11 protein-coding genes are annotated in these 14,257 nt (G+C 63.8%); 4 read left to right on the forward strand and 7 right to left on the reverse strand.

All coding sequences use genetic code 11. The annotated features are described in order from the left end of the window. Position 1: 1 nt before the first annotated feature. Both IX761_RS18495 and IX761_RS18500 read left to right on the forward strand, forming a co-directional pair. Positions 2-1,969 (forward strand): MacB family efflux pump subunit, encoded by a 1,968-nt coding sequence (locus IX761_RS18495; protein WP_194791010.1) that lies wholly within the window; start codon positions 2-4, stop codon positions 1,967-1,969. Between the two features lie 3 nt (positions 1,970-1,972). Continuing rightward, positions 1,973-3,391, forward strand: coding sequence for an efflux transporter outer membrane subunit (locus tag IX761_RS18500; RefSeq protein ID WP_194791011.1), 1,419 nt, complete (start codon positions 1,973-1,975; stop codon positions 3,389-3,391). Positions 3,392-3,501: 110 nt separating this feature from the next. On the opposite strand, the gene IX761_RS18505 is transcribed toward IX761_RS18500, so the two are convergent. Beyond that, positions 3,502-5,124: a twin-arginine translocation signal domain-containing protein gene (locus tag IX761_RS18505; RefSeq protein ID WP_194791012.1), complete on the reverse strand. Its 1,623-nt coding sequence runs from the start codon at positions 5,122-5,124 to the stop codon at positions 3,502-3,504. A gap of 123 nt (positions 5,125-5,247) precedes the next feature. Here IX761_RS18505 and IX761_RS18510 point away from each other — a divergent pair, with 123 nt between their 5' ends. Next, positions 5,248-6,180, forward strand: a complete 933-nt coding sequence (locus IX761_RS18510) for a siderophore-interacting protein (RefSeq protein WP_194791013.1) — start codon at positions 5,248-5,250, stop codon at positions 6,178-6,180. A 294-nt stretch (positions 6,181-6,474) separates the two neighbouring features. Here the strand turns inward: IX761_RS18510 and IX761_RS18515 are convergent, their stop codons facing one another. From IX761_RS18515 to IX761_RS18525, 3 genes are all read right to left on the reverse strand, one after another. Further along, entirely contained in the window at positions 6,475-7,875 is a 1,401-nt protein-coding gene (locus IX761_RS18515; RefSeq protein WP_194791014.1) for an aspartate aminotransferase family protein, read from the reverse strand. A 221-nt stretch (positions 7,876-8,096) separates the two neighbouring features. Continuing rightward, entirely contained in the window at positions 8,097-9,419 is a 1,323-nt protein-coding gene (locus tag IX761_RS18520) for an ATP-binding protein (RefSeq protein WP_194791015.1), read from the reverse strand. After that, the gene (locus IX761_RS18525; RefSeq protein ID WP_194791016.1) at positions 9,416-10,099 is read right to left on the reverse strand and encodes a response regulator transcription factor; all 684 of its coding nucleotides are present in this window, start codon (positions 10,097-10,099) and stop codon (positions 9,416-9,418) included. The genes IX761_RS18520 and IX761_RS18525 overlap by 4 nt, the downstream gene beginning before the upstream one ends. A 620-nt stretch (positions 10,100-10,719) precedes the next feature. Between IX761_RS18525 and IX761_RS18530 the strand changes: the two genes are divergently transcribed. Continuing rightward, complete coding sequence (locus IX761_RS18530; RefSeq protein WP_194791017.1) at positions 10,720-11,268, forward strand: RNA 2'-phosphotransferase; 549 nt, start codon at positions 10,720-10,722, stop codon at positions 11,266-11,268. On the opposite strand, the gene IX761_RS18535 is transcribed toward IX761_RS18530, so the two are convergent. The 3 genes from IX761_RS18535 to IX761_RS18545 form a co-directional block, all read right to left on the reverse strand. Next, on the reverse strand, positions 11,265-11,687 hold the full coding sequence (locus tag IX761_RS18535; RefSeq protein ID WP_194791018.1) for a hypothetical protein: 423 nt from the start codon (positions 11,685-11,687) through the stop codon (positions 11,265-11,267). The two genes, IX761_RS18530 and IX761_RS18535, sit on opposite strands and share 4 nt — an antisense overlap. Then, positions 11,687-13,600, reverse strand: a complete 1,914-nt coding sequence (locus IX761_RS27425; protein WP_323744584.1) for a DUF637 domain-containing protein — start codon at positions 13,598-13,600, stop codon at positions 11,687-11,689. Before IX761_RS27425 ends, IX761_RS18535 begins: the two co-directional genes overlap by 1 nt. Before the next feature lie 128 nt (positions 13,601-13,728). Beyond that, positions 13,729-14,217 (reverse strand): hypothetical protein, encoded by a 489-nt coding sequence (locus tag IX761_RS18545; RefSeq protein ID WP_194791019.1) that lies wholly within the window; start codon positions 14,215-14,217, stop codon positions 13,729-13,731. Positions 14,218-14,257 lie beyond the last annotated feature (40 nt).

A 14,257-nucleotide genomic window follows, 5' to 3' on the forward strand; every position in this document is an offset into this window, starting at 1 on the left:
GATGAGTGCCCCCCTCATCGAGCTGTGCAACATCCGTAAATCCTACGGCGGCGTCGATTCGCCCAAGGTCGAGGTGCTGCGCGGCATCAGCCTGAGCATCCACCCGGGTGAGTTCGTCGCCATCGTCGGCGCCTCCGGCTCCGGCAAGTCCACCCTGATGAACATCCTCGGCTGCCTCGACCGCCCCACTTCGGGCAGCTACCGTTTTGCCGGCCGTGATGTGGCAGAGCTGGGCAGCGACGAACTCGCCTGGCTGCGCCGCGAGGCCTTCGGCTTCGTGTTCCAGGGTTACCACCTGATTCCCTCCGGCTCGGCCCAGGAAAACGTCGAGATGCCGGCCATCTATGCCGGCATCCCCCCGGCCGAACGCCACGCCCGTGCCCGCGCCCTGCTCGACCGCCTGGGCCTGGCCAGCCGCACTGGCAACCGCCCGCACCAGCTGTCCGGCGGCCAGCAGCAACGGGTGTCGATCGCCCGCGCGCTGATGAACGGCGGCCATATCATCCTCGCCGACGAACCCACTGGCGCCCTCGACAGCCACAGCGGCGCCGAGGTCATGGCCCTGCTCGACGAGCTGGCCAGCCAGGGCCACGTGATCATCCTCATCACCCACGACCGCGAAGTCGCCGCCCGCGCCCAGCGGATCATCGAAGTGCGTGACGGCGAGGTGGTCAGCGACACCGCCAGTGAACAGGCACCCGCCGAGCCAGCTGAGCATTTGCAGGCCGACGACCTGCGCCAGCGCCTGGACCGTGGCGCCACCCTCAAGGGCGCCTGGAAAGGCGAGCTGCTCGAATCGTTGCAGGCGGCCTGGCGGGTGATGTGGATCAACCGCTTCCGCACCGCCCTGACCTTGCTGGGTATCGTCATCGGCGTGGCCTCGGTGGTGGTGATGCTGGCAGTCGGTGAAGGCAGCAAGCGCCAGGTGATGGCACAGATGGCCGCGTTCGGTTCGAACATCCTCTACCTCAACGGCAAGCACGCCACCGAACGCGAACCGGGCGGCATCGTCAGCCTCGACGATGTCGCCGCAGTCGCCGAGCTGCCCTTGGTCAAGCACGTGATGCCGGTGATCGGCGAACAGCTGATGGTGCGCCACGGCAACAACAGCCAGTCGTTCTATGTGGGCGGCAACAACACCTGGTTCCCCGAGATCTTCAACTGGCCGGTGGTCGAAGGCAGCTTCTACACCGAGGCCGACGAAGCCAACGGCGCCGCCGTGGCAGTGATCGGCCAGAAAGTGCGCGACAAGATGTTCGGCGCGGGCAGCAACCCGCTCGGCCAGTACCTGCTGATCGGCAACGTGCCGTTCCAGGTGATCGGCATTCTTGCCGCCAAAGGCGCAAGCTCCGGCGACCAGGACAGCGACGAGCGCATCGCCGTGCCCTACTCCGCCGCCGCCATCCGCCTGTTCGGCAGTGCACGCGACCCCGAGTACATCGCCGTCGCCGCCCTCGACTCCAGCCGCGTGCACGAGACCGAGAAAGCCATCGAGCGCCTGCTGCTGCAACGCCACCAGGGAAAGCACGACTTCGACCTGACCAACGACGCCGCACTGATCCAGGCCGAGGCCCGTACCCAGAACAGCCTGTCGCTGATGCTTGGGGCAATCGCCGCAATTTCCCTGCTGGTCGGCGGCATCGGGGTGATGAACATCATGCTCATGACCGTGCGCGAGCGTACCCGCGAGATCGGCATCCGCATGGCCACCGGCGCCCGCCAGCGCGACATCCTGCGCCAGTTCCTCACCGAAGCGGTGCTGCTGTCGATGGTCGGCGGCGTCACCGGCATCGCCCTGGCCCTGGCCATCGGCGGCAGCCTGAAGCTCGCCGACATCGCCGTGGCCTTCGCCCTGCCCGCCATCCTCGGCGCCTTTGCCTGCGCGGTGGTCACCGGCGTGGTGTTCGGCTTCATGCCGGCCCGCAAGGCCGCCCGCCTCGACCCGGTCAAAGCCCTTACCAGCGAATAGTCCATGACGATCCCCAGCCGTATCAGCCTGTTGACCCTGAGCCTGCTGCTCGCCGCCTGCAGCAGCCCGCCGCCGCCCGCCGCAGGCATCGACACCCCGACGGCCTGGCAAGGCGCCGTGAACACCACCCAGCCGTGGCCCGACAGCCAGTGGTGGCAGGGCTTCGCCAGCCCGGCACTGGATCAGTTGGTGGCGCGCGCTCGCCTGAACAGCCATGACCTGGCCGCCGCCGCCGCGCGGGTACGCCAGGCCCAGGCCAATGCAGTGATCGCTGGTGCACCCTTGCTGCCCGAGTTGCAGTTGGGCCTGGACGGCAGCCGCCAGCGCCTGCTGCGCGGCGAAGGCAACGACCAGCTCGACGCCAGCAGCAGCGAGCGCACCAGCACCTCGTTCGGCACCCGCCTTAGCGCCAGCTACGAGATCGATTTCTGGGGCGGCCTGCGCGCCGCCCGCGACAGCGCCCTGCACTCACTCAGCGCCAGCCGCTTCGAGCGCCAGACCGTGGAGCTGACCCTGGTCAGCGCCGTCGCCGACAGCTACCTGCAAGGGCTGGCCCTGGACGAGCAGCTGCGCATCGCTCGCCTGAACCTCGACAACGCCCGGGACGTGCTGCGCCTGGTCGAAGCCCGCGAAACGTCAGGCTCGGCCACCCGCCTGGAACTGGCCCAGCAGCGCAGCCTGGTGGCCGCCCAGGAACGCCAGTTGCCGCTGCTGGAGCAGCGTCGGCAAGACAACCGGGTGACCCTGGCCACCCTGCTAGGCGACCCGGTACAGGCCCTGCCTGGTAATGCTGAGCCGATCGGCGCGCTGCGCTGGCCGCAGATCGGCAGCGGCGTGCCCAGCGAGCTGCTGAGCCGGCGCCCCGACATCTCCGCCGCCGAAGCACGCCTGGCCGCGGCCAGCGCCGACGTGCAGGTGGCACGGGCCGCGCTGCTGCCACGCCTGGTGCTGGGCGCGGACCTGGGCAGCGGCGCCACCACCTTCGCCAATCTCTTCGACAGCCCCTACTACACCCTCACCGCAGGCATCACCGCGCCGATCTTCAACAATGGCCGCCTGCGCGCCCAACGCGACCTGGCCAACGCCGAGCAGCAGGAGCTGCTGGAGAATTACCGCGCCAGCATCCTGGCCGGCTTCGCCGATGTCGAGAAAGCGCTCAACGCCATCAGCGGCGTGGAGCGCCAACGGCAATGGCAGGACCAGGAAGTCGAACAGGCGCGCATCGCCTTCGACCTCGCCCAGCAGCGCTATGCCGCCGGTGCCGAGACGCTGTTGAGCGTGCTGGAAACCCAACGCACCCTGTACCTGGCCCAGGACGAGCAGGCACAGCTGAAGCTGGCGCGGCTGCAGGGCAGCGTGGCGTTGTACAAGGCATTGGGTGGGGGTTGGCAGGCGGGGCAGGAGCTGGCGAAAAACCGCTGAAACGGCTCGCTCACTCGCAGCGGCGTGGGAGCGGGCTTGCCCCGCGATAGCATCGGTCCAGGTACCCTGGCCATCGCGGGGCAAGCCCGCTCCCACAGGCGTGATCTACCTCACGTGGTGATGTTCTTCATCGACAGATGCCGCGCATACCACGGCCGACGCGGCACCTTGCGCAGCAACCCGTCGATCTTGTCGTCCTCGCCGAAGGTGATGCGCAAGGCCAGTTTCATCACCTCCACATCCATCTCCACCGACTTGCCCGGGCGCAGGCCCGGCTGGGTGCTGCAACCGTGCGTGTCCGGCCCCAGCCAGGGATCGTCGACCTCCACCCAGCGCCCCGGCGCGAACCACTGCACGCCGTTGACCTCCTGGCGCCGCACCTGCCCGGGGTGGTAGCGCTCATGGGCCCGGAACCAGTCGTCGATGCGGTCGTCGATCCAGCCATGGAAGGCCCAGAACACCGGGTTGACGTGGGACGAGAACGGGTCGCCGAGGAAGTCGTTGTCGCGCTCGAACCAGCGCGCGGCGAAGTCCGAGGGCTCGCGCGCATAGGGTACCGGCGCGCCATTGATCGGGTCGCGCGGCACCGATGCCCAGCACATGTGCAACCAGTCGTGCAGGTTCATCTCCAGCTCTGAACCGAGCGCCCCCAGCGACAGCTTCGACAGGTACAAAGGGTCCTGGTACTGCGACTCCCACACCTGGAAGTTGCTGCAGAAGGTCTCGCCGGCCTTGATCGCCGCCACCCACTGGCCGTACTCCTGGTCATCGGTGGCCTGCCAGGCCGGCGGCACGCGATAGCCATCGTGGTTGTCGTGGTAGCGGGCGAAACCCACCCGGTCGAACTCGACGTTCGGTTGCGGCAACGGGAAGCGCTGCCAGGACGGCAGGTCCTGCAGGGTGCGGGCGTGCATCAGCATGTGCCGGTGCATGAACAGGAAGTCGATGCCCGAGCCATTGCGGTGCTTGCGCGTACCCCGGGCATCGCGCTCGCGATCCCGTGGGCCGGGCTGCCAGCCCAGGCCGCGCAGCGCGTTGTGCTTCTCTTTGGAGAGCTTGTGCCACTGGTCGCGGGTGGCGTGCCACAGCTGGTGGAACAGGCGGTGCTCGGCGCCGATCACCCAGTCCTGCATCTGCGGGGTATAGGGGAGGCGCTCGCGGGCCTCGGGGAACGGGCGCTTGACCGCGACGAAATGGTTGTCCTGCAACGGCAGCATCAGCGGCCGGTCCAGGCGCTGCGCGCGTCCGCTCAACGTCCCGGGGCCGGCATTGGCAAAGTCGCCCCACACCTCGTCGAGCTTGGCCACGCATTCATAGCTCGGGCCACCGCGCTGGCTCATCAGGCGCCAGCGCACCTCGCCGCTGTTGGCCCCGACCAGGTCGCCGAGCACGCGGTAGGCCGCCTCGCCGTCGCCGCGCAGGCGCTCGCCGGTATCGACGAAGCCCCGCAGGCCACGGCCCTTGGTGGCGACGTCGATGAACAGCTCGAGCCCCTGCCCGGGCAGGCCCTCCAGGCCGCCGTCAGCGCCGCTGAAGCGAATGTCCCAGACACCGCGCAGCAAGTCCGCCAGCACCTGCCCGGCCGGGTCGGCCAGCTCGACGCTGGCCTCGCCCGGGGTGACCACATCGTCTTCCGGGTCGTGGGTCAGTTCCTTGTGCGCGTAGTAGGCCGCCGTGCCGGCCGCCCCCGCCACCGCCAGGCCGGCGATGAATCCTCGTCGAGAAATTGTCATTGCGCCTCAATCCGTCTCCGCGTGCCGCGGCTTCTATCCAAGCTAGGACGGATGCGGCCCGGGTAAATTTAGCGGGCTGGGTGCTCGTCTTCCGGGTATCACCCTTCGCCCGAGGTACCCCCCATGACCTCCCTGCTGTCCCGCCTGCTGCGCCCCACCAAGGCTACCGCCTACCGCATCTTCGATATCCAGCTCAAGGCCATCGAACCCCTCAGCCCCTCGCTGTGCCGCTTCGTCTTCGCCGGCGCGGACGTGGTCGACATGACCACCCTGGCCCCGGACCAGCGCGTGAAGCTGTTCTTCCCCACGCCCGCCGGCCACCCGCCCAGCCTGCCCACCGACGCGAAGTGGCAGCAGGCCCGCCGCCACCTGGCGCCGCAGGACACGCCGCCGATGCGCACCTACACCCTGCGCGCGTTGCGCCGCGAGGTGTGCGAGGTGGACGTGGACTTCGTCCTGCACGGCGTCAACGGCCCGGCCTCGGCCTGGGCAACCACGGCCCGCGTGGGCGACCGCCTGCAAATGGTCGCCCCCAACTTGGCCTACGCCGGCGACCCCGGCGGCTACGAGTGGAAGCCCCCGCGCAACGCCCGGCACATCCTGCTGGTGGGCGACGAAACGGCGCTGCCGGCGATCGCTGGCATTCTCGAACAGCTGGCCGATGAGGCGCCCGAACTGCCGGTGGAGGCCTTCCTCGAAGTACCGCTGGAGGACGACTGCCTGCCCCTGCGCCACAGCCCGGCCACCCGCCTGCACTGGCTGCCCCGCGACCTGCTGCGCGCCGAGCATGGCCAGGGCATGCGCCATGCCGTGCAGGAGCTGGCCTGGCTGCCGGCGGTGCGCAAGGTGCGCCAGGCCGAACTGGAAGAGGTGGATATCGATAACCAGGTGCTGTGGGAGCTGGCCAGTGATGACAGCGGCACCTTCCATGCCTGGATCGCCGGGGAGTCGGCGGCGGTGATGGATATCCGCCGGTACCTGGTCAAGGCGCGCGGGCTGCCCAGGGAGAGCCTGAGCCTGATGGGTTACTGGCGTGCGGGAAGGGTGTTGGATTGAGGTAACCGGGGCCGCCTTGCGGCCCATCGCCGGCGAGCCGGCTCCCACAGGTACCCCGCAAGCCTCGAGAATGGCGCGGTCAGGGTGGGGGCAACTGTCTGCACAGGTGTTCTGTAGGAGCGGCCTTGTGTCGCGAAAGGGGTGCGCAGCGCCCCCAGGTTCTTGAGTACGTCCAAGATCGCCGGGGCCGCTCTGCGGCCCTTTCGCGACACAAGGCCGCTCCTACAGAGACCGCGCAAGATGTGGGAGCCGGCTCGCCGGCGATGGGCTGCAAAGCAGCCCCGTTTGATGCCTTCAGCGCGCAGCGATCGCCGCACGCACCGCCTCGGCGAAGCGCCCGGCCACTTCATCGATCTGCTCGGCGCTGATGATCAGCGGCGGCAGGAAGCGCACCACCGCACCATGGCGACCACCCAGCTCGAGGATCAACCCCCGGCGCAGGCATTCGCGCTGCACCTTCGGCGCCAGGGTGCGGCAGGCCGGCGGATGGCCCTGGGCGTCACGCTGGCCCTGCGGGTCGACCAACTCCACCCCAAGCATCAGCCCGCGCCCACGGATATCACCCAGCTGTGGGCACTCTTTCTGCAACTGTTGCAGGTGCCCACGCAGGCGCTGGCCCATGGCCTCGGCGTGCTCGCACAGGCGATGCTCGACCAGGTAGTGCATCACCGCCGAGCCAGCGGCCATGGCCATCTGGTTGCCACGGAAGGTACCGGCATGGGCGCCCGGCGACCACTTATCAAGCCAATCGCGATACACCGTCACCGCCAACGGCAAGCTGCCGCCGATGGCCTTGGACAGGGTGACCACGTCCGGCACGATGCCGGCATGCTCGAAGGCGAACATCCGCCCGGTGCGGGCGAAGCCGCTCTGGATCTCGTCGACGATCAGCGCCACGCCGGCCTGCTCGGTGATCCGGCGCAGGCCACGCAGCCATTCGATGTCCGCCGGGATCACGCCGCCCTCGCCCTGCACCACCTCGACGATCACCGCCGCCGGCAGCGCGACACCGCCCTCGGGGTCGTTGAGCAGGTTTTCCAGGTAGTGCAGGTTGGCGCGCACGCCCGCCTCGCCACCCAGGCCGAACGGGCAGCGGTAGTCATAGGGGTACGGCAGGAACTGCACGCCATTGTTGAGCAGCGCCCCCAGCGGCTTTTTCGGCCCCAGGCTGCCCATCAGGCTCAGCGCGCCCTGGGTCATGCCGTGGTAGGCGCCCTGGAATGCCAGCACCGTGCTGCGCCCGGTGGCGGTGCGCACCAACTTCAGCGCCGCCTCTACCGCGTCGGTGCCGGTGGGGCCACAGAACTGGATCTTCGCCTCGCGGCGCAAGGCCTCGGGCAGCAGGCTGAACAGGTCCTGGACGAAGCGATCCTTGACTGGCGTGGTCAGGTCCAGGGTGTGCAGCGGCAGCTCGTCGGCCAGCACGCGTTGGATCGCCTCGACTACCACTGGGTGGTTGTGGCCCAGCGCCAGGGTGCCGGCGCCGGCCAGGCAGTCTATGAACTGACGGCCTTCGACGTCCTCGACGTACAGGCCCCGGGCGCGCTTGAGCGCCAGCGGGATACGGCGGGGGTAACTGCGCGCATTGGACTCCTGTTGCTGCTGGCGCAGCAGCAGCGGCGAGTCCTCGAATTCGTACAGGGCCTGCGGCGCGCTGGCCGGCAGGACCTGGGCAAGGCTGGAAGCGGTCGACATCGGAAAAACCCTCGCAAGCAAGCGAATGTGCCCGTCACGCTCCACTGACCGGATGTGTGTCGGGTTGTTATCGCTTGGAAAACGCTTGGGCGGGGGATGGATTTAGCGGTTGGTGCGGGATTTGTTGTGGTGTCACTGACCTCATCGCTGGCAAGCCAGCTCCCACAAGGTCAGGTGTCATCCTGTGGGAGCCGGCTTGCCGGCGATGAAACCCACACCGCTCAACTGGCCGAGCGCGCCGGCACCTTCAACCACACCCGCAAGCCATCCGCCTGGCTGTCGAAGCGCAGGCTGCCCGCGCAGCGCTGGACGATGGCCTGGACGATCGCCAGGCCCAAGCCGCAGCCACCGCTCTGGCTGTTGCGCCAGAAGCGCTCGGTGAGGTGCTCAAGGTCCTCATTAGGGATGCCCGGGCCATGGTCACGCACCATGAACCCGACTTGCCCATCCTGCGCCTGCACCTCCAGCTCCACCGCCGCCTCGCCGCCATGGCGCAGGGCGTTGTCCAGCAGGTTGCGCAGCGCCGCCACCGCCAACGGCGCCGGCATGCCCAGGTAGACCTTGGCCGCATCCTCCGGCAAGCGCAGCAGGATGCGCCGGTTGTCGCCGCCGCCAGCATCCTGCACCGCCTGCAAGGCCACTTGCTCGGCACTGCATTGCACGCCATCGTCGAACGACAGGCTGCCCTCCACCCGCGCCAGCATCAGCAACTGCTCCAGGGTGCGATGCATGCGATCGGCGCCCTGCTCGGCATGTTCCAGCGCCTGCTCACGCACCGCACCATCGGTCATCCGCGCCACCTGCAGGTGGGTCTTGATCGCGGTCAGCGGGCTGCGCAGCTCGTGGGCGGCATCGTCGGTCAGACGCCGCTCACGCTCGATGGTCTGGGCGATGCGCAGGAACAGCTGGTTCTGGGTGTCGAGCAGCGGTTGCAGCTCGCTGGGCAGCCCCGCCACCTGCAACGGCTCGACACTGTCGGCACGCCGCCTGCGCAGCGCATCACGCATGCGGTTGAGCGGCTCCAGGCCCTTGCCCAGGCCGATCCACAACAGCCCCAGGCTGCCCAGCAGCGCCATCAGCACCGGCGCCGAGGCCGCCAGCAGGATCGACTGGTTCAGCGCCTCGCGCTCCATGTGCCGGTCGGCAGTAGTGATACGCACATCGCCATGGTTGTAGGTGAAGGTGCGCCACGAGGCGCCATCGATAGTCTGGTCACGGAAGCCGCTGCGCTGGTCGTCCATCGCCCCGTCGTGCTTGTGGTTGCTGGCGAGGATCTCGCCGCGCAGCGAACTGACCTGGCAGGCCATGCCGTCCGGCACACTGAGCTGGTCGGCGGCGAAATGCGCCTCCTCGCCCTTGGCCGCCAGCGGCTGCGGCAGTTGCTCGATCAGCCCGGCCACCATCCGCGCCGAGGCCACCAGGCGCTGGTCGAGGGAGAACATCATCTGCTGGCGCAGGTCGCGCAGCATCCACGCCGCCGCCAGCACCCAGATCACGATGAACACGCTGCCGAGGATCAGCGACAGCCGCACCCGCAAACTCATGACGACGCCTCCTCCGGCGCCTGCGCCGGCCCCAGCCGATAGCCCAACCCGCGCACCGTCTCGACGATGCCATTGCCCAGCTTGCGCCTCAGATGGTGGATATGCACGTTCAAGGCGTTGCTCTCGACCTCGTCGCTGAAGCCGTACACGCAATCCTTCAACTGCTCGCTGGACAGCACCCGCCCTGGGTTCTGCAACAGTGCCTGGAGCAGCGCCTGCTCGCGCCGCGACAGGTCCACTGGCTGCCCGGCAAGCGTTGCTGCGCAACTGCTCGGGTCGTAGACCAGCGGCCCATGCTCGATCACATTCACCGCCCGCCCCGCCACCCGCCGCAGCAAGGTGTGCAGACGCGCCGCCAGCTCGCGCAGGTCGAAGGGTTTGAGCAGGTAGTCGTCGGCGCCGGCCTGCAGCCCATCGACCCGGTCGGTGACCGCATCGCGCGCGGTCAGCACCAGCACCGGCAGCGTCACCCCCTGCTGGCGCAGGCGGCGCAGCAGCTTCAGGCCATCCTCGTCGGGCAGCCCGAGGTCGAGGATCATCACATCGAACTGCGCGGCCTGGAGCATCTGCCGCGCCTGCGACGCGCTGCTCACCCGGTCCACGGTCAGGCCCTGGGCCGAGAGCCCGGCACAGATGCCGCTGGCGATCAGGTCGTCGTCCTCGCAGAGCAGAACATGCATGGTGGGGGCTCCTGGGGTGGGGGAAGCGGGTATTGCACAGGGTGGCGATTAAGGAGGGATTATGAGGGGTGTTGGAAGTAGCTGACCACCGCCTTGGCAGCTCGTCGCTTCATTCGTCCGCACCTCCAGCCAGACCAATTCGCGTGCCGCGTAAACCTGGAGGTATCCATTAATCCCTGCTTGCTGTACACCTAAGGGAGGAGGAGCAATCGAAAGGCTGTAGATCGGTGTATTACAAAGGTAATACACCCCACACCAGTGTTTATTGGGCGAAACCTGCATTTTGCATGACAAATGTATAGCACTGCCTAGAAGGCAGAAAAATGATAAATCACTGATAAATATAGGAACACCCACCTCGCAAAAGATGTATGCTGCGCATTGAGATCCTGCTCCTGTCAAGGAGCAACAATTAATGCTAAGAAAGCGTATTGAGCAGAAAGACCGTAGGTCGTCAGAGTGGTGCAAAAGTGGTGTAACTTAAGTGCAGAAAGATTGAAGCAGGATGCAAAAATAGCGCAATCAGGGTGCAACAACAACTGAAAATACTGGCGCAAGTGCGTCGGATACCAGCCAAAACAAATGACACTGAAAATTCGACAAATAAATGCAGGGCACACATGAATAAAAATCAACTAAACGAAACAAGCAAGTTCCTAAGTTATATCTTGCGCCATGAACCACACTCCATTGGACTTCAGTTGGACACGGAAGGCTGGGCAGAAATTGACTGTTTAATTTCAGGCGCAGCTAAAGAAGGGCGAATTTTAGATCGAGAGCTAATTCTATCCATTGTTAGCAGCAACGATAAAAAGCGCTTTTCTATTTCTGATGATGCGCAATACATTCGAGCTGTGCAGGGGCACTCAACCGAAAGTGTAAAACTCCAGCATATCGAGAAAGAACCCCCTGAGTTTTTGCACCACGGAACTGCAACTCGCTTTCTAAAATCAATTCAGCAACAAGGATTAATTGCAGGCTCTCGCCATCATGTGCACTTATCACAAGACATGACCACAGCTGTAGCTGTCGGACAGCGATATGGAAAGCCTGAGGTGCTAAAAGTTGAAGCCCTCCGAATGCACCAACAGGGCTTCAAGTTTTTCCAGGCTGAGAACGACGTATGGTTAACGGACCATGTCCCCAATTTTTTCATACATCAGAATTAGCCTTTGTCTTCGACCCGCTCAGCCTTATATCGGGAAGACTCTTCTTTGGCAGCACTAAACCACTCAGAGAAACCAGGGTAAGCCAAATTATCCCAAGGACTCAACTTCGGCTTTGAATAATCATAAATCCGCACACATGAACTGCCTTCCTTGCTCCCCCCATCAAAACAAGCAAGAACAACCCAGCCATCGTTATACAACCCTGACTCATCTTGAATAATTGCAAAGGGTACTAGCGCCGCCCCCGAAAATTTCAAAAGCATAGAACTATAATAAAAAAGAGATGCCGCCATGTCTTCCGATAGAAACCGCCAAGGGTATATATCTACAGGCTCATCAGCCAAAACCACATCTAAATAATCAACCGGGAATTTAAAATCATTAGGTAAAATTGGAAGATCGTACAAAAAAGCCTTCATTATTTACCACCTCCAGAAATACGTGGCGATTCTGTTGAGCCGTGAGGACTGGTAGTAGAAAACCCACCTGACTGCTTGTTTATACGACCAGTAATGGCCTCTCCCCAAGTATTAAAACTCTGCCACCCCCTAGCCTCTTGAATAGCTGGCGTCAATGGATCATCAAATCCACGAACGTTAGCTTTAACGTCAACCCCCGCCTCTCTGGCCGCGGCAATTCGAGTGTTATCCATGCTAGTCAGCTTGCCATCAGGCATTTTAACGACGTCAACTGGATCAACTTTCCAACCATTAGCCCGCATGCTTTGAACCAAATCGTCGTATGTGTAATTTGCACCCGTTACTCGGTCAGTTTTATTGAATGAAACGCTATTCTGCGAGAACCGAATATCATCAGCCGCATGAAGTGTGGCACCGCCAGTTCCTTTTGGACCATTTAGGATGGCAGGAAATCTACCATCAATGATCTGCTCGAAGCGAGTACCTGCCGTTACAGCAGGCATTCCAACCTGCTGCATCAACTCAACAGGCGTCAGGGACGGTGTGGTTGCCCCTGGATATCTTTCTGTGACTGGCAATGCGCCCGAGAACCGGCCTGAATCAACCTTGATACCCAGCGTACCCACGCCCAACAGCCCCAACACCAAGTTGCCGGCCGCATTCCACTTGTCCCCTTCGAAGGCCTGCTTGGTTCCCAGCGTGGCTTGCAGCGCACCATTGGTCGCCGCTACCGCCCGAACTGCACTGCCGATCGACCCACCCAGGAAATAGATCGCTGGATCGCCAAGGTTTGCCATCCCCTGGAGCTCCTGGCCAATACGCAACGCATGTTTAGCGTCCAGGTAAGTCAACTCGTCGACGCTTCTTTCATGCGGCCACAGCGAGCCCAACAGCCCCAGTTGATCGCGCTGCGCATCGGCCCAGGCCAGTTTGTGTTCCTTGCTGCCGGCATACGGGTAGCCGTAACCGAACACCTGATCGCCTGCGAGCAGACTGGTCAAGCTGGCTTGCGCTTTCTCGGGCCCCGCCTCCCTGAGTCGCTCGTAGGCGTATACCTGCAAATGGGCAGTGAGTTCGATCAGTTCATCCTGCGAAAGCGATGAGGGATCACGCTTGTAAGCATCCAGCAGCTCGTCGCTCCGATGGTCCGCACCTTCCAGCCTGACCAGTTCGCGTGCCGCGTCCATGTCACCGGTCTGGCGGAATTTTTTCCTTGCGTCGTCTCGCTGCTTGGCCGAATGGTCTCCCAGGAAGTTGTACCGTGTACCGTTCTCCGCCACCTGCGCAGCCACATCGAGGTCGCCCTCGGTCACGGCCGCCCCCAACACACCAACGATCTTCGACAACGCGACCAGGTTGGCTTCGGCCTGGGCATACTCGGCCGTACCCGGGGTCAGATTCGCAGGCAAGAGCTTGTCGCCGAGCAGGCCCACCAGCGCTTCGTTGGCACCGCCGGCGATAGCCCCCGTGCGGAAGTCACTGCCCATGACCTCGGCCATCAGCCCGCCGAGGGCTGAATGCAGCAGGATTTTCTCGAAGCTGCCGTCGATCGGCAGGTGATCGCCGATCTTGCCGGCGGCGTACGCACCGGCGGCACTGGCGGCGGTGCTCAACAGCGCGCTGCCGAGGTTGTCCTTGAAACTGCCACCGTAGACTGCGGTCTTGATCGTCGCGTCCGCGGCCGCCTTCAGCATGACGGTCTTCAGGCTCTCGACGTTGAAGCCCATGGCACCGGGGTCGAAGCCCAGGCTTTGGGCAGCGCCGGCGGTGGCGATCGACACGGCGTAGCCCTTGAGGCTGTCACTGGAGGTGACGTCCTTGAACACCGCGCCCAGGTTGCCCTTGCCCTTGGCGGCGTTCCAGAACGCGTTTTTGTTGGATTTGGTGTGGTTCTCTTCGTGCGGGTCCTTCACCGCTTCGAAGGTGATGGCGCGCCACTGACCAGAGTCAGGTCACAGCCACTGCTGATCTGCCTACCCCAAGGGTCTGCACGAAAAGGCTTGAGACGAATTCGGCACCTGGAGTCGCTTTTGCACCTCTGTCACAAAACTTTTAGCTGCTTAGCAATTTTTCTGGCCGAGTGACGTATTCGTTGAGTTTCTCCAGATTTACTCAACACCTCCAGCTCTGCTTCCAAACTATCAGTCCTCGGGATGAATAAAACCCATTTCAATGCCAAGCTAGACCAGTACTCACTCTGACTCCTAAGACCTGCCACAACAACCTTCTCAAACGGAAATAAGTCTATGAACAACTCAGAAATCCCATGAGCTTTAAGCCCATCGATCATCTTGCAACGAACGATTTCTGGAAGACCTTCTAAAAGTGGTAGAAAGAATACATACCCAGCCTCCTCATCAACCGTCTGAATTACAGATCCTGTTGATCTAGCCCACTCTCCCCTGGAAGTAACCCCTAAAAGAAAACGCCCCCCACACAACTGCGCTACAGGAAGCCAACTCAAATTGACTCCTCCAGCCTTGCGCCCAACTTTTTGCATCCATGGAGCATCGAGCTGACTGAGCTCCATCAATAGCTTTTTTTTCAGTTCATCTATCATCTAGAAATCC

The sequence above is a fragment of the Pseudomonas sp. UFMG81 genome (genome assembly GCF_015354575.1).
Taxonomy (GTDB): domain Bacteria; phylum Pseudomonadota; class Gammaproteobacteria; order Pseudomonadales; family Pseudomonadaceae; genus Aquipseudomonas.

Bases quoted from the DNA above. Each gene is read 5' to 3' on its own strand.
- IX761_RS18495 (WP_194791010.1), top strand. From the start codon at position 2: ATGAGTGCCCCCCTCATCGAGCTGTGCAACATCCGTAAATCCTACGGC.
- IX761_RS18500 (WP_194791011.1), top strand. From the start codon at position 1,973: ATGACGATCCCCAGCCGTATCAGCCTGTTGACCCTGAGCCTGCTGCTC.
- IX761_RS18505 (WP_194791012.1), bottom strand. From the start codon at position 5,124: ATGACAATTTCTCGACGAGGATTCATCGCCGGCCTGGCGGTGGCGGGG.
- IX761_RS18510 (WP_194791013.1), top strand. From the start codon at position 5,248: ATGACCTCCCTGCTGTCCCGCCTGCTGCGCCCCACCAAGGCTACCGCC.
- IX761_RS18515 (WP_194791014.1), bottom strand. From the start codon at position 7,875: ATGTCGACCGCTTCCAGCCTTGCCCAGGTCCTGCCGGCCAGCGCGCCG.
- IX761_RS18520 (WP_194791015.1), bottom strand. From the start codon at position 9,419: ATGAGTTTGCGGGTGCGGCTGTCGCTGATCCTCGGCAGCGTGTTCATC.
- IX761_RS18525 (WP_194791016.1), bottom strand. From the start codon at position 10,099: ATGCATGTTCTGCTCTGCGAGGACGACGACCTGATCGCCAGCGGCATC.
- IX761_RS18530 (WP_194791017.1), top strand. From the start codon at position 10,720: ATGAATAAAAATCAACTAAACGAAACAAGCAAGTTCCTAAGTTATATC.
- IX761_RS18535 (WP_194791018.1), bottom strand. From the start codon at position 11,687: ATGAAGGCTTTTTTGTACGATCTTCCAATTTTACCTAATGATTTTAAA.
- IX761_RS18545 (WP_194791019.1), bottom strand. From the start codon at position 14,217: ATGGAGCTCAGTCAGCTCGATGCTCCATGGATGCAAAAAGTTGGGCGC.